This is a genomic window from Vibrio sp. Vb0349 (assembly GCF_033338975.1).
In genome coordinates, this window is record NZ_JAWOTS010000004.1 from 64,871 (window position 1) to 84,439 (window position 19,569).

A 19,569-nucleotide genomic window follows, 5' to 3' on the forward strand; every position below is an offset into this window, starting at 1 on the left:
CAGTAAGCACGAAGTGACAATTGAAAAAAAGCCCGAAGCAATGATTGCCTCGGGCTTTCTATTTTGAAAAAGGGTTATTTTAGCGCAGTTTTGAATTGTGCAACGGCTTCATCCATATCATGAGCTTGAGCAGAGACAGAGTTCACTTCATGCAAGCATTCCTGAGCGGATTGCATGTTATTCTCAGATATTGCGTTTAGCTCGGTGATTGAACCGCTAACTTGGTTCATCACGATACCTTGTTCTTCAATTGCTGAAGCTATGCGCTCCGAATTACCTTGAATTGAATGCATGTCAGTGATGATCTGCTGTAGGCTAGAATCCAGTTTTTCAGAAGCATTAAGTGTTTGTTGCCCTTGATCGTTACATTGATCAATATCAGCAACAACTGTCGACATTTGAGTTTGAATATCTGCAACGACCCGCGTGATTTCCTCTGTGGATTGATGAGTTCGGCTAGCTAGGGCGCGTACTTCATCGGCAACAACTGCAAACCCGCGGCCTTGTTCGCCTGCTCGCGCGGCTTCAATTGCTGCGTTGAGAGCTAGTAGGTTGGTTTGCTCTGCTATTTCTTGGATGATGTTCACGGCACCACCAATTTTATCTACATGCTGATTCAGCGAGCCAATCGACTGCTGGCTGTTTGATAAAATCGTGGTTAGTTGACCGATGTTGGTTACCGTCGCCTCAACAACTCCTCGACCTTGTTCGGCATTATTCGCTGCCTGATGTACGCCTTCTACCGCAACTGATGTGCTTTCAGAGATTTCACCTATTGTGGCAACCATTTGCTGAACTGCCGTCGCCATTGATGCAGTGTGGTCAGTTTGAGTGTGGAATTGCTCCATAACGCCTTCTAACTCACGATGCATATTATCGGTACTTGCAGTGAGTTGCGCCGATTTTTCTTGGGTACTACTAATTAGATGCTCAAGCTTATCCAATAGGTCATTGAGGTGATGACTGATATCAAATAGCTCGTCTTGACCTTTCAAATCAGATCGAAGTCCCATGTTGTTCGTTTCGCTGATACTTCGAATGGTGCCAAGTAAGCTATTCACTCGCGTATTGATTGAACGTGAAATTTGCCAAATCAATGCGAAAATAACGACTAAGATCAGAGCTGTAATGACCTGCTTGATGGTCGACATTTGTTCATCACGTTGTGCGGCAGCAGAGCTAAGGGCTGTGGAAAAGGTTTCAAATTGCTCTTCTACGGCATGAGATAATGCGCGAGTTTCACCGAGTAGGCCTTTGTCATAAGCAACCCCAACAACTTGCTTTTGGGCCGCCAATTGCTTACCTGTTTTGATAAGCTCCGGAGCATATTGCCCCTCAAGCAAGTCACTATTGAATAGTCCTGCTTTTACCGCAGAGTCAAAACGGACTAATGCCAATAACTGCTGGTGGTCTGAACGTTGTTTAGCTTCTAATAGTGCTTGTTCGTAACCGGCGAGAAGCCCACTCTTTGAATCAAGCCCGTATCGTTGGTAAGCGCTGACCAGATTCTGAAAGCCCCTTTGGTATGCGAGCAAGTCTTGCTTAAATTGTTGACTGGAAGGTAATTCATTACTCTTGAGTATGTTCGCAAGCTCTTTTTCTGTGTCTATAAACTTGTCAACATTGGCGTCAAACTTATTTAGATATTTGTCATTACTACGCAGTAGGAAATCTTTTTCATTTCTGCGTAAGTTGAGTAAGCGTATTTCTAGATCACCAACGAGTTTGATGGCGTGATTAAGATCATTGCTCTTATTTTCAAAATGGGATGACGTACCCAAAAGGGCCACGATGCCTAAAATGGCGATAACTCCGAGGAAGTAGAGTTTTTGCCTAATAGTCATATTGTTGTTTCCTGAATAAGTAACTAAAAAGAGAAATCCAATGAGATTTCCAAGGGCTAGCAAACGTTGTTCAACTAACATGTCGAGAAAACGACATGCACTAATACAGCACTTTTTTACGTTGCTGTTTTTTCGCTCCGTGCTTGTTTTTTGTATCAAGTCGTCGGCGTTGAGAAGCGCGGGTTGGTTTCGTTTTAATACGCTTCTTCTCCTGTAAAGCGGCAGCTTTTATCAATGCTTGAAGCCGATTTAGGGCGTCTTCCTTATTTTGTTCTTGTGTCCGAAATTGTTGCGCTTTGATGATGATCACGCCATCTTTACGTATACGACTATCAGAAAGTGCAAGTAATCGCTCTTTGTAAAAGTCAGGTAAGCTTGAATGCCGGATATCAAAGCGCAGGTGTATAGCGGACGCTACCTTGTTAACGTTCTGGCCACCATTTCCTTGAGCTCTAATTGGGGATAATTGAATTTCCCACTCTTGAATTGTGACGGAGTTCGAAATTTTGAGCATGATAAGTAAATGCCGGTAAGGACGATTGAAAGAGCTGATAAATTAACATTACAGATGCACAAATAGAAGAAAAGACATGAGCACGATTGATTTTAGACCCTATGAGGGATTCATATTTGATATGGATGGTACTCTAATCGATACCATGCCAGCCCACTTGGCAGCTTGGCAAGCAACTGCTGAGCGTTTTGATTTTCCGTTTTGTCAGGAGTGGTTTCACAGTTTAGGAGGGATGCCGAGCTTTAAAATTGTTGAGGAACTAAATCGTGTGCATGAGCTTTCATTAGATCCTAAAACTGTCGCGACATTTAAAATGGAAACATTCGCTGCTATCGAGCTTCATGTTGACGTTATTCCTTGCACGAACATCGTGTTAGAGGAATATTTAGGCCATAAGAAAATTGCAGTCGGGACTGGCAGCCAACGAGAAAGTGCCATGCGCTTATTAAGCCATGCAGGTTTATTAGACAAGTTGGATGTTGTAGTAACCGCGAGTGATGTAGAGAACCATAAACCCTTTCCAGATACTTTTTTGGTGGCCGCGGAACAACTCGACTTGGAGGCGTCACAGTGTCTTGTGTTCGAGGATACTGAGTTGGGGAAGCGAGCGGCGCATGCAGCTGGTATGGATTGTGTTATGGTGCAAGATAATGAGTTGATCTTTTTCCCAAAACCATAGTGGCAATATCCCTTAATATGAGATCAAAATGGGGTGCAAATGCACCCCATAAATTTTTGCCACATCATCGATCATGAATCATAGATGCTTATTCTGGTTGAACTAGCTCTTGGTATTCAAATGAAGGTACTACAACTTCTACGCGACGGTTTTTCTCACGACCTTCGCGAGTGCTGTTGTCAGCAACTGGGTTTTCTTCACCCATACCTTTGACTGTCAAACGATCTGAACCAATGCCAGCTGCGGTTAGGTAATCAGCAACAGATTGAGCACGACGCTCAGACAGTTTTTGGTTGTATGCCGCAGGGCCTGAGCTATCTGTGTAACCAGTAATCTCTACTTGAGCTTGAGGATATTCGTTCAAGAATGAAACAAAGTTGTCCAGACGTTCAGAAACGGACTCTGTTAACTTAGCACTATCGAATTCAAACGTACCTGTACCGTACTCTTCTTTGTGCACCTTGCTCATCATCACTGGTTCTGGATCTGGCTCGATCACTTCTTCCGTTACAACTGCTGCAACAACTGGAGCTGCTGCGAATTTGTAGTTAACACCGATACCAAAGAAGTTAGCATCCATGTCGTCCCACACGTCGTCAGACATGTCTTGGTAACGTTGGTATTCAGCGCGAACACTCCAGTTTCTATCGATCGAGTATTCAGCACCCAAAGAACCTGTTGGGACAAAGTCTGTTTCGTCATCAGACATCATGTAAGCACCACCGATCTTAGCAAATAGATTCCAAGAGTCGTTTAAGTGCCAGTTGAATTTAGGTGCAAGTGTTAAAGCCGTTAGATTGCCGTCAATCGTATTAATCGTATTAGCCCCTGACCTAGAGTTTCCTTCATAGTCGCCTAAGAAGTCTACGCCGTACTCTAGCCCGATGATATCGGTAAAGTCATAACCGATATGTAGTCCTGCACCGAACGCTTCATCATCACAAGGGCTATTTAGATAGCAAGCGTCGTCAAGTGTAGTCATGCCCACTTTGCCCCCGATGTACATTTCAGCTTGAGCAGAGTTTAAAAGCGCGCTACTACCAGCTACCACTGCTGCTACTGCAATTGCTACTTTGTTCATAATGTTTCCTTGTATTGATTGCATATTAACTTCTACTTCGTTTTATCAAAAAATTAGAAAAAACCAGCGTTTATAAGAAATTAGTTTAATATTCTAATCATTTCATATCAAGCAACAATATATTTGAACTTGATCAACATTTACTACCCAAAAATACCTCACAAACTTCTGATATTTCTTACATTGTAGTAAAGATTTTTTGGTGCATAAGAAAATTGATGATTATTTTGAACTTTTTTTCGTAAACTTTACTTTACATTGTGCGCGGTGGTTAACAGGTGGTTTTTATTTGCATTTATTTGCAAAAACTGATTGCAAGTCTACGCCTAAGCCGATAAGTTACTTAAACGCTAGACAGAAAATGACCACAGCCCTTGATGCTGCTCGCTTTGTGAACAATGTTGCAATGAGTTCAGTTGGTAAAAATGGGGTCGGAAATAAAACCAGGAAGTAGAAGTAATGTTTCAAACTGATGATGTAAGAATAAATAGAGTAAAAGAGTTATTGCCACCTGTTGCAGTATTAGAGAAGTTCCCAGCGACTGAAACCGCTTCTTCGACCACTTTTGATTGCCGTAACGCCATTCACAATATTCTTGAAGGAAAAGACGATCGATTACTCGTGATCGTTGGCCCGTGTTCTATTCACGATCCGGCTGCCGCGGTTGAGTACGGCAAAAAGCTAAAAGTACTACGTGATGAACTGGGCGAGCAGCTTGAAGTTGTTATGCGAGTTTATTTTGAAAAGCCGCGTACGACCGTTGGTTGGAAAGGCCTTATCAATGACCCTTACTTAAATGACACCTATAAGCTAAATGATGGTCTACGTATCGGACGTAAACTTCTTCTTGATCTGACCGATATGGGCTTGCCAACGGCAAGTGAATTCTTAGATATGATCACACCTCAGTACGTGGCGGATTTGATCAGTTGGGGCGCTATCGGTGCTCGTACGACAGAATCTCAGGTTCACCGCGAGCTAGCTTCTGGTCTTTCTTGTCCTGTAGGTTTCAAAAACGGTACTGACGGGAATATTAAAATAGCGAGCGACGCGATTCGTTCTGCAAGCGCTTCCCATCACTTCCTTTCAGTAACAAAATACGGTCATTCCGCGATCGTAGAAACCGCTGGTAATCCAGACTGCCATATTATTCTACGTGGCGGTAAAGAACCAAACTACAGTGCAGCACATGTAGCTCAAATTAAAGATGAGCTGGACACTGCAGGTCTGCCGAAAAAAGTGATGATTGATTTTAGCCATGCTAACAGCTCGAAGCAGTTCAAGCGTCAAATGCTGGTGTCTGATGATGTATCCGAGCAAATCTCTGGTGGCGAAGAAGCCATTTTTGGAGTGATGATCGAGTCTCATTTAGTTGAAGGTCGCCAAGACTTAGTGGATGGTAAAGCAGCCACTTATGGTCAGTCGATCACTGATGCATGTATTGGCTGGGAAGACACGGAAACGGTACTTCGTCAGCTTTCTGATGCAGTAAAAGCGCGCCGCAACAAGTAAGCTCAACAGAAAAACTTTTTAAAAGCGAAAAGTGAATAGTGAAGAGCCAGAGGTACTATGCCTCTGGCTCTTTTTGTTGAGAATTACTCTCATATCTTTCTATTGTTTCTGCTTTCCTATATGTTATCTGTATACGTTGTAACCAAAAGGAATTTGGAATTGAATCGTAATGTATGGCTTCTATCCCTCTGCCAAGCCTTATTAATGACAGGGAATATTTTACTCATATCTGTTATTGCCCTTATTGGCAAAACACTTGCGCCGTCATCAAGTTTTATCACATTACCAGTTGCACTGCAGTTTTTGGGACTGATGGCCGCGACAATTCCTGCGTCGCTAATTATGGGCAAGTTAGGGCGTCGCCTTGGTTTTAGCCTTGGTAATGTCATTGGCATTTTGGGTGCTAGTCTAGCGACGTATGCATTAAGTCAACAAAACTTCTATCTGTTCTGCATGTCTACGTTTTTGCTTGGTGTTGGTATAGGTTTCGGTACTCTATACAGGTTTGCTGCCATTGAAGTGTGTGAAGAGTCGGCAAGGCATAGGGCGATTTCGATATCTATGGCGGGTGGGGTGTTAGCGGCGATCCTTGGGCCTAATTTGGCCGTGTACTCGCAGCAGTGGTCAGATGATGGCTTATACATTAGTGCATTTGCTGTGCTTGTCGTGCTTTATATAACCGCGTTGGTTGTGCTACAAACCATTCGTTTTCCACCTGCACACACGCAGGCGCTACACGCTAAGGCGGATAAGCTGAGACTGATTATTCGTCGACCTAATTTCATGCTGGCCGTTATCGCGGCAATGGTTGCGTACGCGGTGATGAACATTTTAATGACAGCAACTCCTTTAGCGATGATTGGTTGTGGCTTTGATTTTGATAAAGCGGCGGGAGTGATCGAATGGCACGTGTTGGGTATGTTTGCACCTGCGTTTGTCACGGGCCGTCTGATAGAGCGGTTTGGCGCTAAGAATATGATTTTGGCGGGTGGGTTGCTATTTGTTGCTTGCATTGGAATTAATATACATGGAGTGTCTATCTGGCATTTTAGTCTTGCTTTAATCCTGTTAGGAATAGGGTGGAACTTTATGTTTATCGCAGCAACCGGGCTGTTTAGTCAAAGCTATGAAGCGAAAAACAGAAGCAAGGCTCAAGCGTTTAATGAATTCTTCGTGTTCAGTTGTGTCACCATCACCGCATTACTATCTGGTTGGCTTGAGTCTACCGTAGGTTGGCAGAATCTTAATTTGTATGTTCTTCCATTTGTGTTACTCGTTATCGCGATGTTTGCGTTAAAAACGAATAAAAAGCCAGAATCACAAACCGCTTAATTAAGTCTTAATATATAACCCGGCCTATCGTGTCGGGTTTGTTTATTAGCTCAAATCAACAATCTCTTCTTTATGTTTTTATCGATAATGTGAATTCCCACAATAAAAATGTCGATTTGATAAGACTTTTTATCTAACTTTTTGTAATAAAAATAAAAATCCTGTATATATCTTGCCGAAAATCAATAAAAACTAAAGAAGTTTCGTCTATGTCAGCCAATATTTCTCATAAAGCTCAAGAAACTCTCGTGAGGGAGTCTGAGGAACTCGTCTCAACAACGAACTTACAAGGTGTTATTACATATTGTAATGAAGCCTTTTGCCGCGTTGCTGAATACACTCACGAAGAACTTGTCGGTCAGAACCACAATATAGTTCGTCATAATGATATGCCTAAAGCCGCTTTCGGTGATATGTGGGCACGCCTTAAACAAGGTAAAGCCTGGCGTGGAATGGTTAAGAATGCCACTAAGTCTGGCGGTTACTATTGGGTTGATGCTTATGTCACCCCTATCTACGAAGACAACCATGTTGTTGGGTATCAATCAGTGCGCGTGAAACCAAAGCGAGAGTGGGTTGATATTGCGACAAAAGCCTACAAAAGCATGCGTGCTGCAGAGAAGTCTGGCCGAACTTGGTCGTTGAAAATCAATGAAACCATTCGCTATGCGATTCTACTTGGTGCACTAACCGCACCTGCAACCGCATATGCGTTGTCTGTTGAAGGGCCGTTGGCTTGGCTTGCAAGTGCGTTACCTGCAAGTGTTCTAGCTCTGTTATTCCGCCAAGAGTTAATTGATACACCTCAGCAACTTAAAAAGTTACAAAAGCAATATGACAGCGTAAGTCGCTTGATCTATTCCGGTAACACGGCATTTTCGATTGCCGATTTCCATATCAAAATGCTATCCGCAAGAATTCGAACCGTGTTAGGAAGAATGACTGACTCCGCATTGCCTTTACAGCATTGCGCCGAAGAGCTTAGTCAAACAACGGCAGAAGTCTCGGCTGCATTAAATCAGCAAAATACCGATATTCATCGTGTGCGAGATGCTACCCAAGAGGTGGAGTTGTCGGCAAATTCGGTTTCTTCGAGTACCAATGATGCCCATATGTTGATTGATGATACATTGAAGTCATGCTTGATGGCGAAGGAGACCATTGATCAAACGCACACCAATCTAGCGCAATTAAGCCTTCAAGCTGAAAAAGCGACGGAAACGACGTATCAACTGAGTGATCAGGCGCAGAAGGTGAACCATTTGATGGAAGAGATTGGTGGGATCGCAGAGCAAACCAATTTACTGGCACTTAACGCGGCGATTGAAGCAGCAAGGGCAGGGGAGCAAGGTCGTGGTTTTGCTGTTGTAGCTGATGAGGTCCGCGCGCTTTCTGGGCGTACATCCAATGCAACTGAACAAATCCAAGCTTCTATCTCCACTATGTTGGCAACGATTCAAAGTTGGCAGAAAGATATTCTGGCAAACAAAGAGCAAACCGATGCCTGCTCTCAAGTAGCAGAACAAAGCGCGTTGCGTTTGTCTGAAGTTGAACAGATGATGCAAACCATGAGTGGGCTGATGGTTGATGTAGCAGAAGCGGCGAATAACCAGTTAAAGCTATCTAGTGATGTAAACCAGCACATTCATTCTATCGCTTCGACCGCAGAACAAAACTTGGCAGCAACACATTCAGTTGAGCAAAATAGCCGACAGTTGAAAGACCAAGTACAAGATTTCTATCAGCTCGCACTTCGATTTGAAGACAAATAGTCGTAACGAAAGTTGTGATGTTTATGCCCTGGCTGCGTTTATGCGAATAGGAGCCAGATAAAAGAAAGCCCCGCCATTGCTGGTGGGGCTTTTCAGTTTTCACATTCGCAATAGAGAAAACTGACTATCTTTTTACTGCAATTACGCGAATAGCTCTTTTGCTGTGTTCACTACGTTTTCAGTCGTGAAGCCAAACATTTTGAATAGTTCGCCAGCTGGTGCAGATTCACCGAATGAAGTCATACCGATGATGCGACCGTCGAAGCCTACGTACTTGTACCAGAAGTCAGCAATACCTGCTTCAATTGCGATACGTGCTGTTACGTCTGATGGCAGTACAGCTTCACGGTAAGCGGCGTCTTGTTTGTCAAATGCATCTGTTGATGGCATTGAAACAACGCGTACTTTCTTACCTTCAGCAGTTAGCTGTGCTGCTGCTTCTACTGCTAGTTCAACTTCAGAACCTGTTGCGATAAGGATTAGCTCTGGCTTGCCTTCGCAATCTTTCAGAATGTAAGCACCTTTCGCGATGTCTGCTACTTGTTCTGCTGTGCGCTCTTGTTGCGCAAGGTTTTGACGAGAGAAGATAAGTGCTGTCGGTGCATCTTTACGTTCAATCGCTAGTTTCCAAGCTACAGCGGACTCAACTTGGTCACATGGACGCCATGTGCTCATGTTTGGTGTTAGGCGTAGCGATGCCATTTGCTCAACTGGTTGGTGAGTTGGACCATCTTCGCCAAGACCGATAGAGTCATGCGTGTACACTTGGATGTTCTGAATTTTCATCAGCGCAGCCATACGCATTGCGTTACGTGCGTACTCCATGAACATTAGGAATGTTGCGCCGTAAGGAACGAAACCACCATGTAGCGCGATACCGTTCATGATCGCTGTCATACCGAATTCACGTACGCCGTAGTGGATGTAGTTACCAGAGAAGTCGCTTGCTTCTAGAGACTTAGAACCAGACCACATGGTTAGGTTAGAAGGTGCTAGGTCAGCAGAGCCACCCATGAACTCTGGTAGTAGAGCACCAAATGCTTCTAGAGCATTTTGAGACGCTTTACGTGATGCAATGTTTGCTGGGTTAGCTTGAAGATCAGCAATGATTTGGCTTGCTTTCTCTTCCCACTGTGCAGGAAGCTCACCGTTTACGCGGCGTTTAAATTCAGCTGCCAGCTCAGGGTACGCTGCTTCATAAGCTGCAAATTTCTCGTTCCACGCTGCTTCCTTAGCTGCGCCTGTTTCTTTCGCTGACCATTCTGCGTAGACTTCTTGCGGAATTTCAAAAGGACCGTGCTCCCAACCTAGTTCTTTGCGTGTTGCTGCGATTTCTTCTGCACCTAGTGGCGCACCGTGACAATCGTGTGAACCAGATTTGTTTGGTGAACCAAAACCGATGATAGTCTTAGTACAGATAAGTGTAGGACGTGGATCCGCTTTCGCCGCTTCAATTGCTGCGTTGATTGCGTCAGCATCGTGACCATCGACTGCAGGGATTACGTGCCAACCGTAAGCTTCGAAACGCTTAGGTGTGTCGTCAGAGAACCAACCTTCAACGTGACCGTCGATAGAGATGCCGTTGTCATCCCAGAACGCGATCAGCTTGCCTAGACCAAGAGTACCTGCAAGAGAGCATGCCTCGTGCGAAATACCTTCCATCAGACAGCCGTCGCCCATGAACACGTAAGTGAAGTGGTCAACGATGTCGTGGCCTTCTTTGTTGAATTGCGCTGCTAGCGCTTTTTCAGCTAGAGCCATACCAACCGCGTTAGTGATGCCTTGACCTAGCGGACCCGTTGTGGTCTCGATACCTGGCGCGTAACCATACTCTGGGTGACCAGGAGTTTTAGAGTGAAGCTGACGGAAGTTTTTCAGATCGTCGATAGACAACTCGTAACCTGCAAGGTGCAGTAGAGAGTAAATCAGCATTGAGCCATGGCCGTTAGACAGTACGAAACGGTCGCGGTCTGCCCACTCAGGGTTTGATGGGTTGTGGTTTAGATGAGAGCGCCAAAGAACTTCAGCGATGTCAGCCATACCCATAGGTGCACCTGGGTGACCAGAGTTAGCTTGTTGAACACCATCCATGCTTAGCGCACGGATTGCATTTGCTAGATGTTTACGATCCATAGTGATTACTTCTCGATATTTGATTTAAATAGAGGGAACTCGCCGAAACAAGTTCAAATAGAATTTTTTGAAAATAGTGCTGATGGTAAAAGCGAGTAGACGGGCTACTCGCTTTTGGTAAGCAATTAAAGCTTAGCTTCGATCATCGCTTCTAGTTTGCCTTGGTCAACGGCGAAGTTGCGGATACCTTCAGCCAGCTTCTCAACAGCCATTGGGTCTTGGTTATGTTCCCATAGGAACTCTGCGTGAGTCATTGGTGCTGGACGCTCAGCTGCGCCTTTAGAATCAACTAGTTTCTCAACTACTTCACCTTCAGCTGCTTCTAGTTCTGCAAGTAGAGCAGGAGCGATAGTTAGACGGTCACAACCAGCTAGTTCTAAGATCTCACCGATATTACGGAAGCTTGCGCCCATAACTACAGTTTTGTAGCCGTATTCTTTGTAGTAGTTGTAGATCTTAGTTACAGATAGTACGCCTGGATCTTCTTGAGCTTCGAAGTCACGGCCTTCTTTCGCTTTGTACCAGTCCATGATACGACCAACGAATGGCGAGATTAGGAATACACCCGCTTCTGCACAAGCACGTGCTTGAGCGAACGAGAATAGAAGCGTTAGGTTACAGTTGATGCCTTCTTTTTCTAGGATCTCAGCTGCGCGAATGCCTTCCCAAGTTGAAGCCAGTTTGATAAGGATACGGTCGTTAGTGATGCCAGCATCGTTGTACATTTTCACTAGTTGACGAGCTTTCGCTACGCTGCCTTCCATATCGTAAGATAGACGAGCGTCTACTTCTGTAGAGATACGACCTGGGATAGTTTTTAGGATTTCTTTACCGATGTTTACTGCAAGCATGTCACAAGTATCTTGAACTTGTTGAGCTTTGTCGTTGCTCTGTGCTTTAGCGTATTCGATTGAAGCATCGATTAGAGGTGCGTACTCTGCGATTTGAGCGGCTTTAAGGATAAGAGAAGGGTTAGTTGTTGCGTCTTCTGGCTGATACTTTTTAATTGCATCAATCTCGCCAGTGTCTGCTACTACAGTCGTTAGTTTACGAAGTTGCTCTAACTTGTTGCTCATAATCGATCATCCTATTTAAATGGGCTTAAGCGTGATTTTTGTTATCACAGCTTGTGCATTTGCAAGCGAGTTAGCTAACCGTCTCATCGCATTTAATGAGACATCTGCTCAGCCAACTACGGAAAATTTCGTTACCGAACAAATGCTATGAACATTTGATCGATAGCTGAGTAAATGATGTGTCCATATTTATCCTATCTATGCTGAAAGTCAATCGCTGAAATGGACTTATAGTGAACTTCATCAACGTTTTTTTACTGTGTGTTTAGTGGTTAACCCAAATAAACGTTTGCCCTTATTGTTCAAAGCTTGAGCGTTGTCCAAGAGGGTAAAAAATTGTAGTGAGAAAATGTTATTGCGATGAGCAAATGTAGCGTTTAAATTGATAAAGAACATATGCTAAGTCAATGAGCATATGTTCACTTATTGCATACAATATCGATCCTCTTAAAGGGCGAGAGAAACCATGAGCAGTTCTAATCAAGATATTTCCATTGAAAACACGGATTTGTTGACAGAGATTTCCGTCGCGTATTATCAAGACGGTGCGACTCAGGAAGAGATATCGAGAAAATTTGCCATATCACGCGCAAAGGTCGGGCGAATGCTCAAGCAGGCGCGTGATGAAGGCATTGTTGAAATTACCGTTAAATACCATCCGGTGTTCAGCGCCAAGATTGAACAACGTTTGATCGAGCGATTCGGCGTTAAGCGCGCGCTTGTTGCTCTTGATCAACCGAATGAAGAAGCGCAACGACTACAGGTATCGGGATTGGTGTCCAATTATCTCACTAGCACGCTCAAAAACGGCATGGTGGTGACGGTCGGACAAGGGCGCAACGTATCGTCCGTCGCTCACCATATAGGTGTTATTACGCCGCGTGACTGTAAATTTGTGTGTGGTATTGGTGGTATTCACCCGCGTGGCGGTATGTATAACGCCGACCATATTTGTCGTCAGTTGGCGAAGAAGTATGGGGGAACCTCTGAAACCCTTTATGCGCCGGCATACGCAGAAAATAGAGAACAGAAGTTGGCCTTCATGCAAAATGCAACCGTGAAACAAACGCTCGACCTAGCGCGTAAAGCCGATGTCGCTTTGGTTGGTATTGGTGACATGAGCGAAAACAGTTACATGGTCGACTTAGGTTGGTTTACGCCTGATGAAGTGGTTCAGTCGAGACTTCAACAAGGTGTGGTAGGGGATTTTGCAGGTTATGACTTCTTTGATATTCACGGTAATGTAGCGAACACGGTAATGAGTGACCGAGTAATTGGACTTGGTATTGAAGAGTTTCGGCCGATCTCGGAAGTTATTGCGATCGCAGCTGAGAACAGCAAGCCACTCGCTCTACTCGGAGCATTAAGAACTGGAGCGATAGACGTGATCGCCACGAGCGTTAGCAACGCATTAACCGTGCTCAACTTAGATGAGCAAATGCACGGTAACGCGACATCTGAACGCTAACGGAAATAGTCGGCTTTTGATGTAGTCAGGCTATGAGGAGGGACAAATCACTCATAGCCAGTTTCTATTTCGAAATGATAAGTTTGGTTTAGAAGCTGCGTTTAGTTTATTGGAACACATCATCTTTAGATAAACGTAAGATACTATGTTAAACAGACACTTGTCTTAACGCTCGATAGGTAGAGAGTGGTCTGCACCCCATTCGGTCCAAGAACCGTCGTACACCGACAGGTTGTCCAGACCAATTTGATACGCCGCGAGTAATAAAATGCATGCGGTTACACCGGAACCGCAACTAAAAATAATCGAATTGTCACTATCTATCGTTAGTGCGCTAAATATCTGTTGCAACTCTGAATTTGGTTTAATGTGACCGTTGGTCAAGAGTTCTTGAAACGGTAAGCAAACCGAATTTGGAATGTGCCCACTACGTAGACCTTCTCGTGGCTCAGGCACTTCACCAAGGAAGCGAGCTTTGGCTCTGGCATCGATGATATTGGCACTTTTATTGGTTGAATGAGCAAGAACATCTTGTGCACTCAAAAAGGCATTTTGGTTGAGCTTACCCGTAAAGTTGCCTTCTTCGCTTGGTTGCGATAGGGCACTTTCGGCAGGGAGTCCTGCTTCAATCCAAGCTGGAAGACCGCCATTTAAGACTCGAACATTATCATGTCCCATAGCTTTGAACATCCACCAAGCTCTTGGCGCGGCTAAAGTGCCAGAGTTGTCGTAAACCACAATCAAATCTTCGTTGTTCAAACCGAGTTCTTGCGCACTTTGGTTGAAGCCTTCTTCTGTTGGCATCATATGCGGCAGGGAGGAACCGGGTAAACAAAAGTCATTGTCGTAATCAAAGCGTAAAGTGTTTGGAATCCACTTATCTTGGATCTTTTTACCTTCAGAAGGGATTTGAAACGCAATACTAGCGTCGAGGAGCTTGACGTTAGGTTGGCCGAGAAGGCTATTGAGTTCATCAGTACTAATCAGTGCTTGCATTGTCTTTAGTTTGCTAGGTGGATAATCTTACTGTTTTACAACAAAAAAATCGCATGTTCAAAAGAACGATGCGATTTTTAAGTTAAAGATTGAAGATTTGTTCTGAAAGACAGCTTTCGATTTACCCAGTTACATGGTCCAAGTGTTGTCTCCAGAAGTAATCACTTTCTGAATTGGGTCACTACCGTCATAGAACCAAATTTCAACAAGTAGGCTACCTTGGCTATCAGAAACATTAAAGTCGACATTTGCTGTACCATTGTTGAGTGGAACCGATGCGACTTTGCTTGGGTATTTTGCATCGTAGTTACCTGAACTGTTCTCGACAAACTCTTTGTACACGCTTAGGTGTGCTCGTTGTGAAGAAAAACCACTGATGTCTACATTGAGCGTACCTTCCGTCACTGGGTTGTAGCTAAAGCCATCCGGTACTACTAGATCCTGCATGGTTGCATCTTCCACTGTTACCGTTGTCTCTTCTTCAGTAGTTTCTTCCTGCTGGGTAGTATCTTCCTCTGGCACCGTGGTTTGGGTTGGTGGAGGTGGTGTACTGTTACCACCTCCGCCGCCACCGCCTCCGCCACAAGCCGTTAGTGCTAATCCCATGATGATTGTGATAAGTGCTTTCATAATGTTATCTCCCTATGGAATGTAGCATTTGTTAGGTGTTGGAGCGGTGTGCCAATCTGTGCTTAGTTCGCCACCAGACTCAGCCCAAGTTTGGAATTGAGGGTATGCATCGACCATGTCTACACGCTCTAGCGGCCAATCCCAATCTTCTACTATCAACAGTGCCCAAGGTAAGTTGTTTGCTGTTTTGAAGTACACACCTTGTGCTGGGTCACTTGCATCGACGCCGACACCGAAGAGGTTTTGGTCATCAAACTGTTCTGTTGGTGCTTGGTCTGCTAAGTGAACTTCCCATTTACGACCTGGTTGGAAGGTAATACCATCGCCATGGTAAGTGCCCGGTGTTGCAAAGATGAACGGGTCGTATGGCATGGCTTGAATGGCTGAACGGTCAGATCCTTCAGTGAAGTACACATTCAAGGTAAAGGTGAGTGAAACGTTATCATCACAGCCAGACTCTGTGCGGAAGTAGCTACAGCTGCTCGCCGCGTGTGTGCTTAAGTCTTCACTGATGATGAAAATTGCTTCATCAGAAATACTTTCCAAGCCATTAGATGCTTGCTCTACACCATTGAAGGATAGCGTCGTTAATCCATTTTCAATCGAGCTTCTCAATACACCCGGTAGTCGGATTGCGAAGCCATTTTTGTAGCTTGCGCCGTAAGCCGCTAGGTCACCTGTAATCTGAATATTCTCAACATGACCAGCAAGACTGGTTTCAGTGATGCGGAATTTCACGACCACATCGTTCATGTCGTAGTCTGCGGTGTATGGCCAATTATCTTCATAAGCCACGGTGGCGTAATCTTCTGCACTCGGGAAATATTCCACTGAGTAGCCATTACCAGTGATGGTAATTGGGTAATCTTCCACCTCACCAGATGTCGAACCACCATCGTAGTTTAATCCGGTTTGTTGGCTAAAGCGGAATCGACTCCAGCTTGAACCTTCCGTTGCAGCGGTTGAAACGACAAACGGTAGGGGATTATTACCCGCAGACAGTAGTTGGTCGGTAAAGACTTGCTCGCCTTCATCATCAAAGTCACCATCGCGGTTCCAGTCAAACCATGCTGATAGGTAGCCAGAAGTGGAAGCTGTCACATTCACAATTGAGCTTAAGCCTGGATCAAGTGCGGATACAAAACCAACACCATCTTCATCGGCTGTGCCCACAGAGTTATCGTTTGCCTGTCCGTCGGCATCACCATCTGGAGCAACAGAGCCAAGCCAAGTTGCACCGTCCACTTCGTGGCGAGGACCGTTTGACGCAAGCGTGGTGTGGTAGCTGTCTGGAGCATCACCAAAATCAATTGGCTCGTCTTCGTTAATCACCGGAGCATTTGCACAACGTGCACCGTCATTTTGGCTTGAGCTTGGACCGTTGGATACAAACTCAACCGCAGGAACGATACCTGCTGCGATATTGGCTGCGTTATCTTCCGAAAGGTCAACGCGATAAATTTTGCCATCTTGGTTACGTGACACGTAGTAGTTGCCGTTTACATCGAAGTAGCCAGCACCAAATGTGCCTTTCTCACCTGTGTCACCTATCGCAGTTGCGCTACCATTTGATGGGTTGAACTGATATAGCACACCAGAGTTGTTGTCGATGCCGTAAAGGGAGCCATCACCTGGATGGAATGCAAAGTCGGTTAGGTTCACAGTCGCTGTTGAGCTGATTTTCACGATGCTCAATGTCGCATTTGGATCAGAATCGAGCGGAGAAAGGTCAATGGAGAAAAGTCCTTTGCCTTTGCGGTACAAGTAGTAGACGTGGTTGTAAACGTCACCTACGTAAAACGTGTGGTCGGTAGGAAGACCCGAAACATCAAGTGTCTCTGCTTGGAAGTCTTGACCAAGACGAACAATCTTTTTGTTTGTGGTGTCGTAGCCGTAGATATAACGGTCAGTGAAGTTAAAGCCTACACCGTTGATGCCCGAAGCCAAACCTGTGTCGTCCTCTAAAAGAGTCGTAGAGCCTGTAACCAAATTGACGCCATAGATTTGAACCGGGGTTGATTGGAACAGGTATGCTTGGCTTGGGCACGTATCAAATGGCGCCGCTTGTGCGTAAGCGCTCGCTATTAGAGACCCAAGTAGTAGTGATGTCCTTTTCATAATTCGCCCTCTCATTGGTTCGTGATATATGCAATGAAAGGAATGTGCCAAGTTTTAAGTTGTTGAATTTTATTGATTTAATGTTTGTAAGAAGAAGGGTTGTAAATCTGATTGTCAAAATGAGAAAAAGCCCAACATCGAGTTGGGCTTTTTGGGAATGATTAGAGGTTTAGAACTAACTACAAACCGGACAGGTGGGCATTTTCATCAGATTCATTTCTCGCCAAGACATGCTGAGCGCATCCAAAATCAGAATTTTGCCTTTCTTTGGTTGGCCGTAATCAGCAATCACTTTGATCGCCTCCATCGCCTGTACTGCGCCAACAATACCCACAACAGGAGCCATGACTCCGGCTTCGACACAACTTAACGCACCGCTGCCGAAGAGGGCACTTAAGCACTGGTAACATGGTTGCGCTGGGTCGTCGTAAGTAAACACACTCACTTGTCCTTCCATACGAATGGCCGCGCCTGAAATTAGCGGTGTTTTGGTCGCAAAACATAGGCGGTTAAGTTGATTGCGCGTATCGACGTTATCTGATGCATCAACAACAATTGTGTGCTGTTCGATCAAGCTTTTTAGCTCTGTATCATCAAGACGCTTTGCTATGGTATCTACAATAATGTGCGGATTAAGTTCACGTAGTGCATCAGCAGCCGATTCGACCTTCTTACGACCAATATCCGCATCGTGGTGCAGAACTTGGCGCTGAAGATTAGACAACTCGACGATATCATCATCAATCAGCGTAATTTTACCGACACCAGCAGTGGCCAAATATTGGCTTGATGCACAGCCTAAACCGCCAGCACCAAGCATCAATACTGATGCTTGTTTGAGTGCTTCTTGTCCTTCAAAGTCAAACTGACGAAGAATGATTTGGCGGTTGTAACGCAGCATTTCCTGATCGGAAAGAATATCCACAACGACTTCCTAGTAAAGGGTTGAGTTGAATAGTTGAATCTGAACCGTTTCGCCCACTTCAACTCGGCCGCGTTCACGTTCCAATACAACAAAGCAGTTCGCTAGGCTCATTGAGCGGAACGCACCAGAGCTTTGGTTGCCCGTTGTTTCAACCACAAACTTGCCATCTTCCAATGTGTAGATACCACGTTGGTAATCGGTACGACCTGGCGCTTTCTTAAAGGCGGTTTTAGTTGCTGCTGGAATAGATTCGGGTGCTTTCCATTCTGTATGGCCTGCAAGTTTTGCCAGCATTGGTTGAACAAGCACATACATAGTCAGAACTGCAGAAACCGGGTTCCCCGGCAGACCACAGAACCAAGCTGTACTTAACTTACCAAACGCGAAAGGTTTACCCGGCTTGATTGCTAGCTTCCAGAAACCGATTTCCCCAAGTTCTTCAAGAATGTCTTTGGTGTAATCCGCTTCGCCCACACTGACACCGCCTGAGGTCACGACCACATCTGCCAATGTTTGTGCTTTCTCAAAAGTTGCTTTCAGAGTCTCTGGGCAATCTGGAATGATGCCAAGATCAACGGCTTCACAACCGAAGTTCTCGATAAGCGGTTTAATGCCGTAACGGTTGCTGTCGTAGATCTGACCTTCGTCTAGCGGTTCGCCCAGTGCTTTAAGTTCATCACCAGTAGAGAAGAAAGCAACTTTGGGTTTACGCACTACTGTCACATGGCTTATACCAAGAGACGCAATCATCGGAATATCGCGAGGTGTCAAACGTGCACCTTTTGCCAGTACGATGTCGCCTTGCTTGATGTCGTCACCTGTTGGGCGGATGTTGTTTTGCGGCTTCACGTCAGTTTGGTTGAACTGAACGCCAGCATCTGTTACTTCAGTGTTTTCTTGCATGATAACGGCATCACAACTCTGTGGGATTTTTGCGCCAGTCATGATGCGAACACAGGTACCTTGAGGCCATTCACCTTCAAAAGGTTGTCCTGCAAATGATTTACCTGCCAGAGGCAATACAGAAGATGACTCAAGATCTTGAATGCGAATAGCGTAGCCATCCATTGCTGAGTTATCGAATGGTGGTACGTGAATAGGAGACAAAATGTCTTCTGCCAGTACAAAACCCAGTGCGTCAGCAAGTGGAAGAGAAAGCGTTGTTTGGATAGGTTTGATTCGCGATAGCATTTTGTCCATCGCTTCTTCAATTGGCATCAAGCCAGGTGCGTCGCAGCAGCCCATTGAGAAAATCCTGTGTTCTTTTGTTTTGTGGCAACTTTACCATAAAAGGGGACTGAGTAAGAATGTCCACCTATAAAATATGGGTGTAATTATTCAAAAATCCGAGTATCCTTGTCAGCCATCCAAAAGGGGTAAAAAACCTGCGGAGCTCAAGAAAATCAGCTCAGTACCTTCATCTGATGTGACTTGGTGTAAAGACACGAACTGAGCAACTCAAAGCGAAAAGTATGAATGCAATTTTGAT

15 protein-coding genes are annotated in these 19,569 nt (G+C 44.9%); 5 read left to right on the plus strand and 10 right to left on the minus strand.

Annotated features, from left to right (window positions below; all coding sequences use genetic code 11):
* Positions 1 to 74: 74 nt before the first annotated feature.
* Both R7Q47_RS06785 and arfB read right to left on the minus strand, forming a co-directional pair.
* The gene (locus tag R7Q47_RS06785; protein WP_025767924.1) at positions 75 to 1,844 is read right to left on the minus strand and encodes a methyl-accepting chemotaxis protein; all 1,770 of its coding nucleotides are present in this window, start codon (positions 1,842 to 1,844) and stop codon (positions 75 to 77) included.
* 100 nt (positions 1,845 to 1,944) lie between these two features.
* Positions 1,945 to 2,358 carry an alternative ribosome rescue aminoacyl-tRNA hydrolase ArfB gene (gene arfB, locus R7Q47_RS06790; RefSeq protein ID WP_318088761.1) on the minus strand — a complete coding sequence of 138 codons (414 nt, stop codon included), beginning with the start codon at positions 2,356 to 2,358 and terminating at the stop codon, positions 1,945 to 1,947.
* Between the two features lie 76 nt (positions 2,359 to 2,434).
* On the opposite strand from arfB, the gene R7Q47_RS06795 reads away from it, so the two are divergent.
* A complete protein-coding gene (locus tag R7Q47_RS06795; RefSeq protein ID WP_213901436.1) occupies positions 2,435 to 3,037 on the plus strand; it encodes a beta-phosphoglucomutase family hydrolase in 603 nt (200 codons plus the stop codon).
* Between the two features lie 88 nt (positions 3,038 to 3,125).
* Here the strand turns inward: R7Q47_RS06795 and R7Q47_RS06800 are convergent, their stop codons facing one another.
* A complete protein-coding gene (locus tag R7Q47_RS06800) occupies positions 3,126 to 4,118 on the minus strand; it encodes an OmpA family protein (RefSeq protein ID WP_005373499.1) in 993 nt (330 codons plus the stop codon).
* 459 nt (positions 4,119 to 4,577) lie between these two features.
* Here R7Q47_RS06800 and aroG point away from each other — a divergent pair, with 459 nt between their 5' ends.
* The 3 genes from aroG to R7Q47_RS06815 all read left to right on the plus strand — a co-directional run bounded on the left by aroG (position 4,578) and on the right by R7Q47_RS06815 (position 8,734).
* Positions 4,578 to 5,630: a 3-deoxy-7-phosphoheptulonate synthase AroG gene (aroG, locus tag R7Q47_RS06805; RefSeq protein WP_005389030.1), complete on the plus strand. Its 1,053-nt coding sequence runs from the start codon at positions 4,578 to 4,580 to the stop codon at positions 5,628 to 5,630.
* A gap of 159 nt (positions 5,631 to 5,789) precedes the next feature.
* Positions 5,790 to 6,962, plus strand: coding sequence for an MFS transporter (locus R7Q47_RS06810; RefSeq protein ID WP_021035943.1), 1,173 nt, complete (start codon positions 5,790 to 5,792; stop codon positions 6,960 to 6,962).
* Between the two features lie 209 nt (positions 6,963 to 7,171).
* Entirely contained in the window at positions 7,172 to 8,734 is a 1,563-nt protein-coding gene (locus tag R7Q47_RS06815; RefSeq protein WP_065275191.1) for a methyl-accepting chemotaxis protein, read from the plus strand.
* A gap of 141 nt (positions 8,735 to 8,875) precedes the next feature.
* On the opposite strand, the gene tkt is transcribed toward R7Q47_RS06815, so the two are convergent.
* Both tkt and tal read right to left on the minus strand, forming a co-directional pair.
* The gene (gene tkt, locus R7Q47_RS06820; protein ID WP_318088766.1) at positions 8,876 to 10,867 is read right to left on the minus strand and encodes a transketolase; all 1,992 of its coding nucleotides are present in this window, start codon (positions 10,865 to 10,867) and stop codon (positions 8,876 to 8,878) included.
* 125 nt (positions 10,868 to 10,992) lie between these two features.
* Positions 10,993 to 11,943, minus strand: coding sequence for a transaldolase (gene tal / locus R7Q47_RS06825; RefSeq protein WP_005373488.1), 951 nt, complete (start codon positions 11,941 to 11,943; stop codon positions 10,993 to 10,995).
* Positions 11,944 to 12,409: 466 nt separating this feature from the next.
* Between tal and R7Q47_RS06830 the strand changes: the two genes are divergently transcribed.
* Positions 12,410 to 13,411 (plus strand): sugar-binding transcriptional regulator, encoded by a 1,002-nt coding sequence (locus tag R7Q47_RS06830; RefSeq protein WP_005387670.1) that lies wholly within the window; start codon positions 12,410 to 12,412, stop codon positions 13,409 to 13,411.
* A 165-nt stretch (positions 13,412 to 13,576) separates the two neighbouring features.
* Here R7Q47_RS06830 and R7Q47_RS06835 read toward each other — a convergent pair whose 3' ends face one another.
* From R7Q47_RS06835 to moeA, 5 genes are all read right to left on the minus strand, one after another.
* Positions 13,577 to 14,407 (minus strand): sulfurtransferase, encoded by an 831-nt coding sequence (locus R7Q47_RS06835; protein ID WP_318088768.1) that lies wholly within the window; start codon positions 14,405 to 14,407, stop codon positions 13,577 to 13,579.
* Between the two features lie 129 nt (positions 14,408 to 14,536).
* The gene (locus tag R7Q47_RS06840; RefSeq protein ID WP_137282758.1) at positions 14,537 to 15,037 is read right to left on the minus strand and encodes a hypothetical protein; all 501 of its coding nucleotides are present in this window, start codon (positions 15,035 to 15,037) and stop codon (positions 14,537 to 14,539) included.
* 12 nt (positions 15,038 to 15,049) lie between these two features.
* A complete protein-coding gene (locus R7Q47_RS06845) occupies positions 15,050 to 17,155 on the minus strand; it encodes an LruC domain-containing protein (protein ID WP_256902770.1) in 2,106 nt (701 codons plus the stop codon).
* Positions 17,156 to 17,330: 175 nt separating this feature from the next.
* The gene (moeB, locus tag R7Q47_RS06850) at positions 17,331 to 18,080 is read right to left on the minus strand and encodes a molybdopterin-synthase adenylyltransferase MoeB (RefSeq protein WP_010647133.1); all 750 of its coding nucleotides are present in this window, start codon (positions 18,078 to 18,080) and stop codon (positions 17,331 to 17,333) included.
* A 9-nt stretch (positions 18,081 to 18,089) separates the two neighbouring features.
* A complete protein-coding gene (gene moeA, locus R7Q47_RS06855) occupies positions 18,090 to 19,325 on the minus strand; it encodes a molybdopterin molybdotransferase MoeA (protein WP_256902769.1) in 1,236 nt (411 codons plus the stop codon).
* Positions 19,326 to 19,569: the final 244 nt, after the last annotated feature.

What these genes read in the sequence shown, in the direction of transcription:
- tkt (WP_318088766.1), bottom strand. Translation starts at nt 10,867, where the DNA reads ATGGATCGTAAACATCTAGCAAATGCAATCCGTGCGCTAAGCATGGAT.
- R7Q47_RS06815 (WP_065275191.1), top strand. Translation starts at nt 7,172, where the DNA reads ATGTCAGCCAATATTTCTCATAAAGCTCAAGAAACTCTCGTGAGGGAG.
- aroG (WP_005389030.1), top strand. Translation starts at nt 4,578, where the DNA reads ATGTTTCAAACTGATGATGTAAGAATAAATAGAGTAAAAGAGTTATTG.
- moeA (WP_256902769.1), bottom strand. Translation starts at nt 19,325, where the DNA reads ATGGGCTGCTGCGACGCACCTGGCTTGATGCCAATTGAAGAAGCGATG.
- R7Q47_RS06835 (WP_318088768.1), bottom strand. Translation starts at nt 14,407, where the DNA reads ATGCAAGCACTGATTAGTACTGATGAACTCAATAGCCTTCTCGGCCAA.
- arfB (WP_318088761.1), bottom strand. Translation starts at nt 2,358, where the DNA reads ATGCTCAAAATTTCGAACTCCGTCACAATTCAAGAGTGGGAAATTCAA.
- R7Q47_RS06800 (WP_005373499.1), bottom strand. Translation starts at nt 4,118, where the DNA reads ATGAACAAAGTAGCAATTGCAGTAGCAGCAGTGGTAGCTGGTAGTAGC.
- R7Q47_RS06845 (WP_256902770.1), bottom strand. Translation starts at nt 17,155, where the DNA reads ATGAAAAGGACATCACTACTACTTGGGTCTCTAATAGCGAGCGCTTAC.
- tal (WP_005373488.1), bottom strand. Translation starts at nt 11,943, where the DNA reads ATGAGCAACAAGTTAGAGCAACTTCGTAAACTAACGACTGTAGTAGCA.
- R7Q47_RS06785 (WP_025767924.1), bottom strand. Translation starts at nt 1,844, where the DNA reads ATGACTATTAGGCAAAAACTCTACTTCCTCGGAGTTATCGCCATTTTA.
- R7Q47_RS06795 (WP_213901436.1), top strand. Translation starts at nt 2,435, where the DNA reads ATGAGCACGATTGATTTTAGACCCTATGAGGGATTCATATTTGATATG.
- R7Q47_RS06840 (WP_137282758.1), bottom strand. Translation starts at nt 15,037, where the DNA reads ATGAAAGCACTTATCACAATCATCATGGGATTAGCACTAACGGCTTGT.
- R7Q47_RS06830 (WP_005387670.1), top strand. Translation starts at nt 12,410, where the DNA reads ATGAGCAGTTCTAATCAAGATATTTCCATTGAAAACACGGATTTGTTG.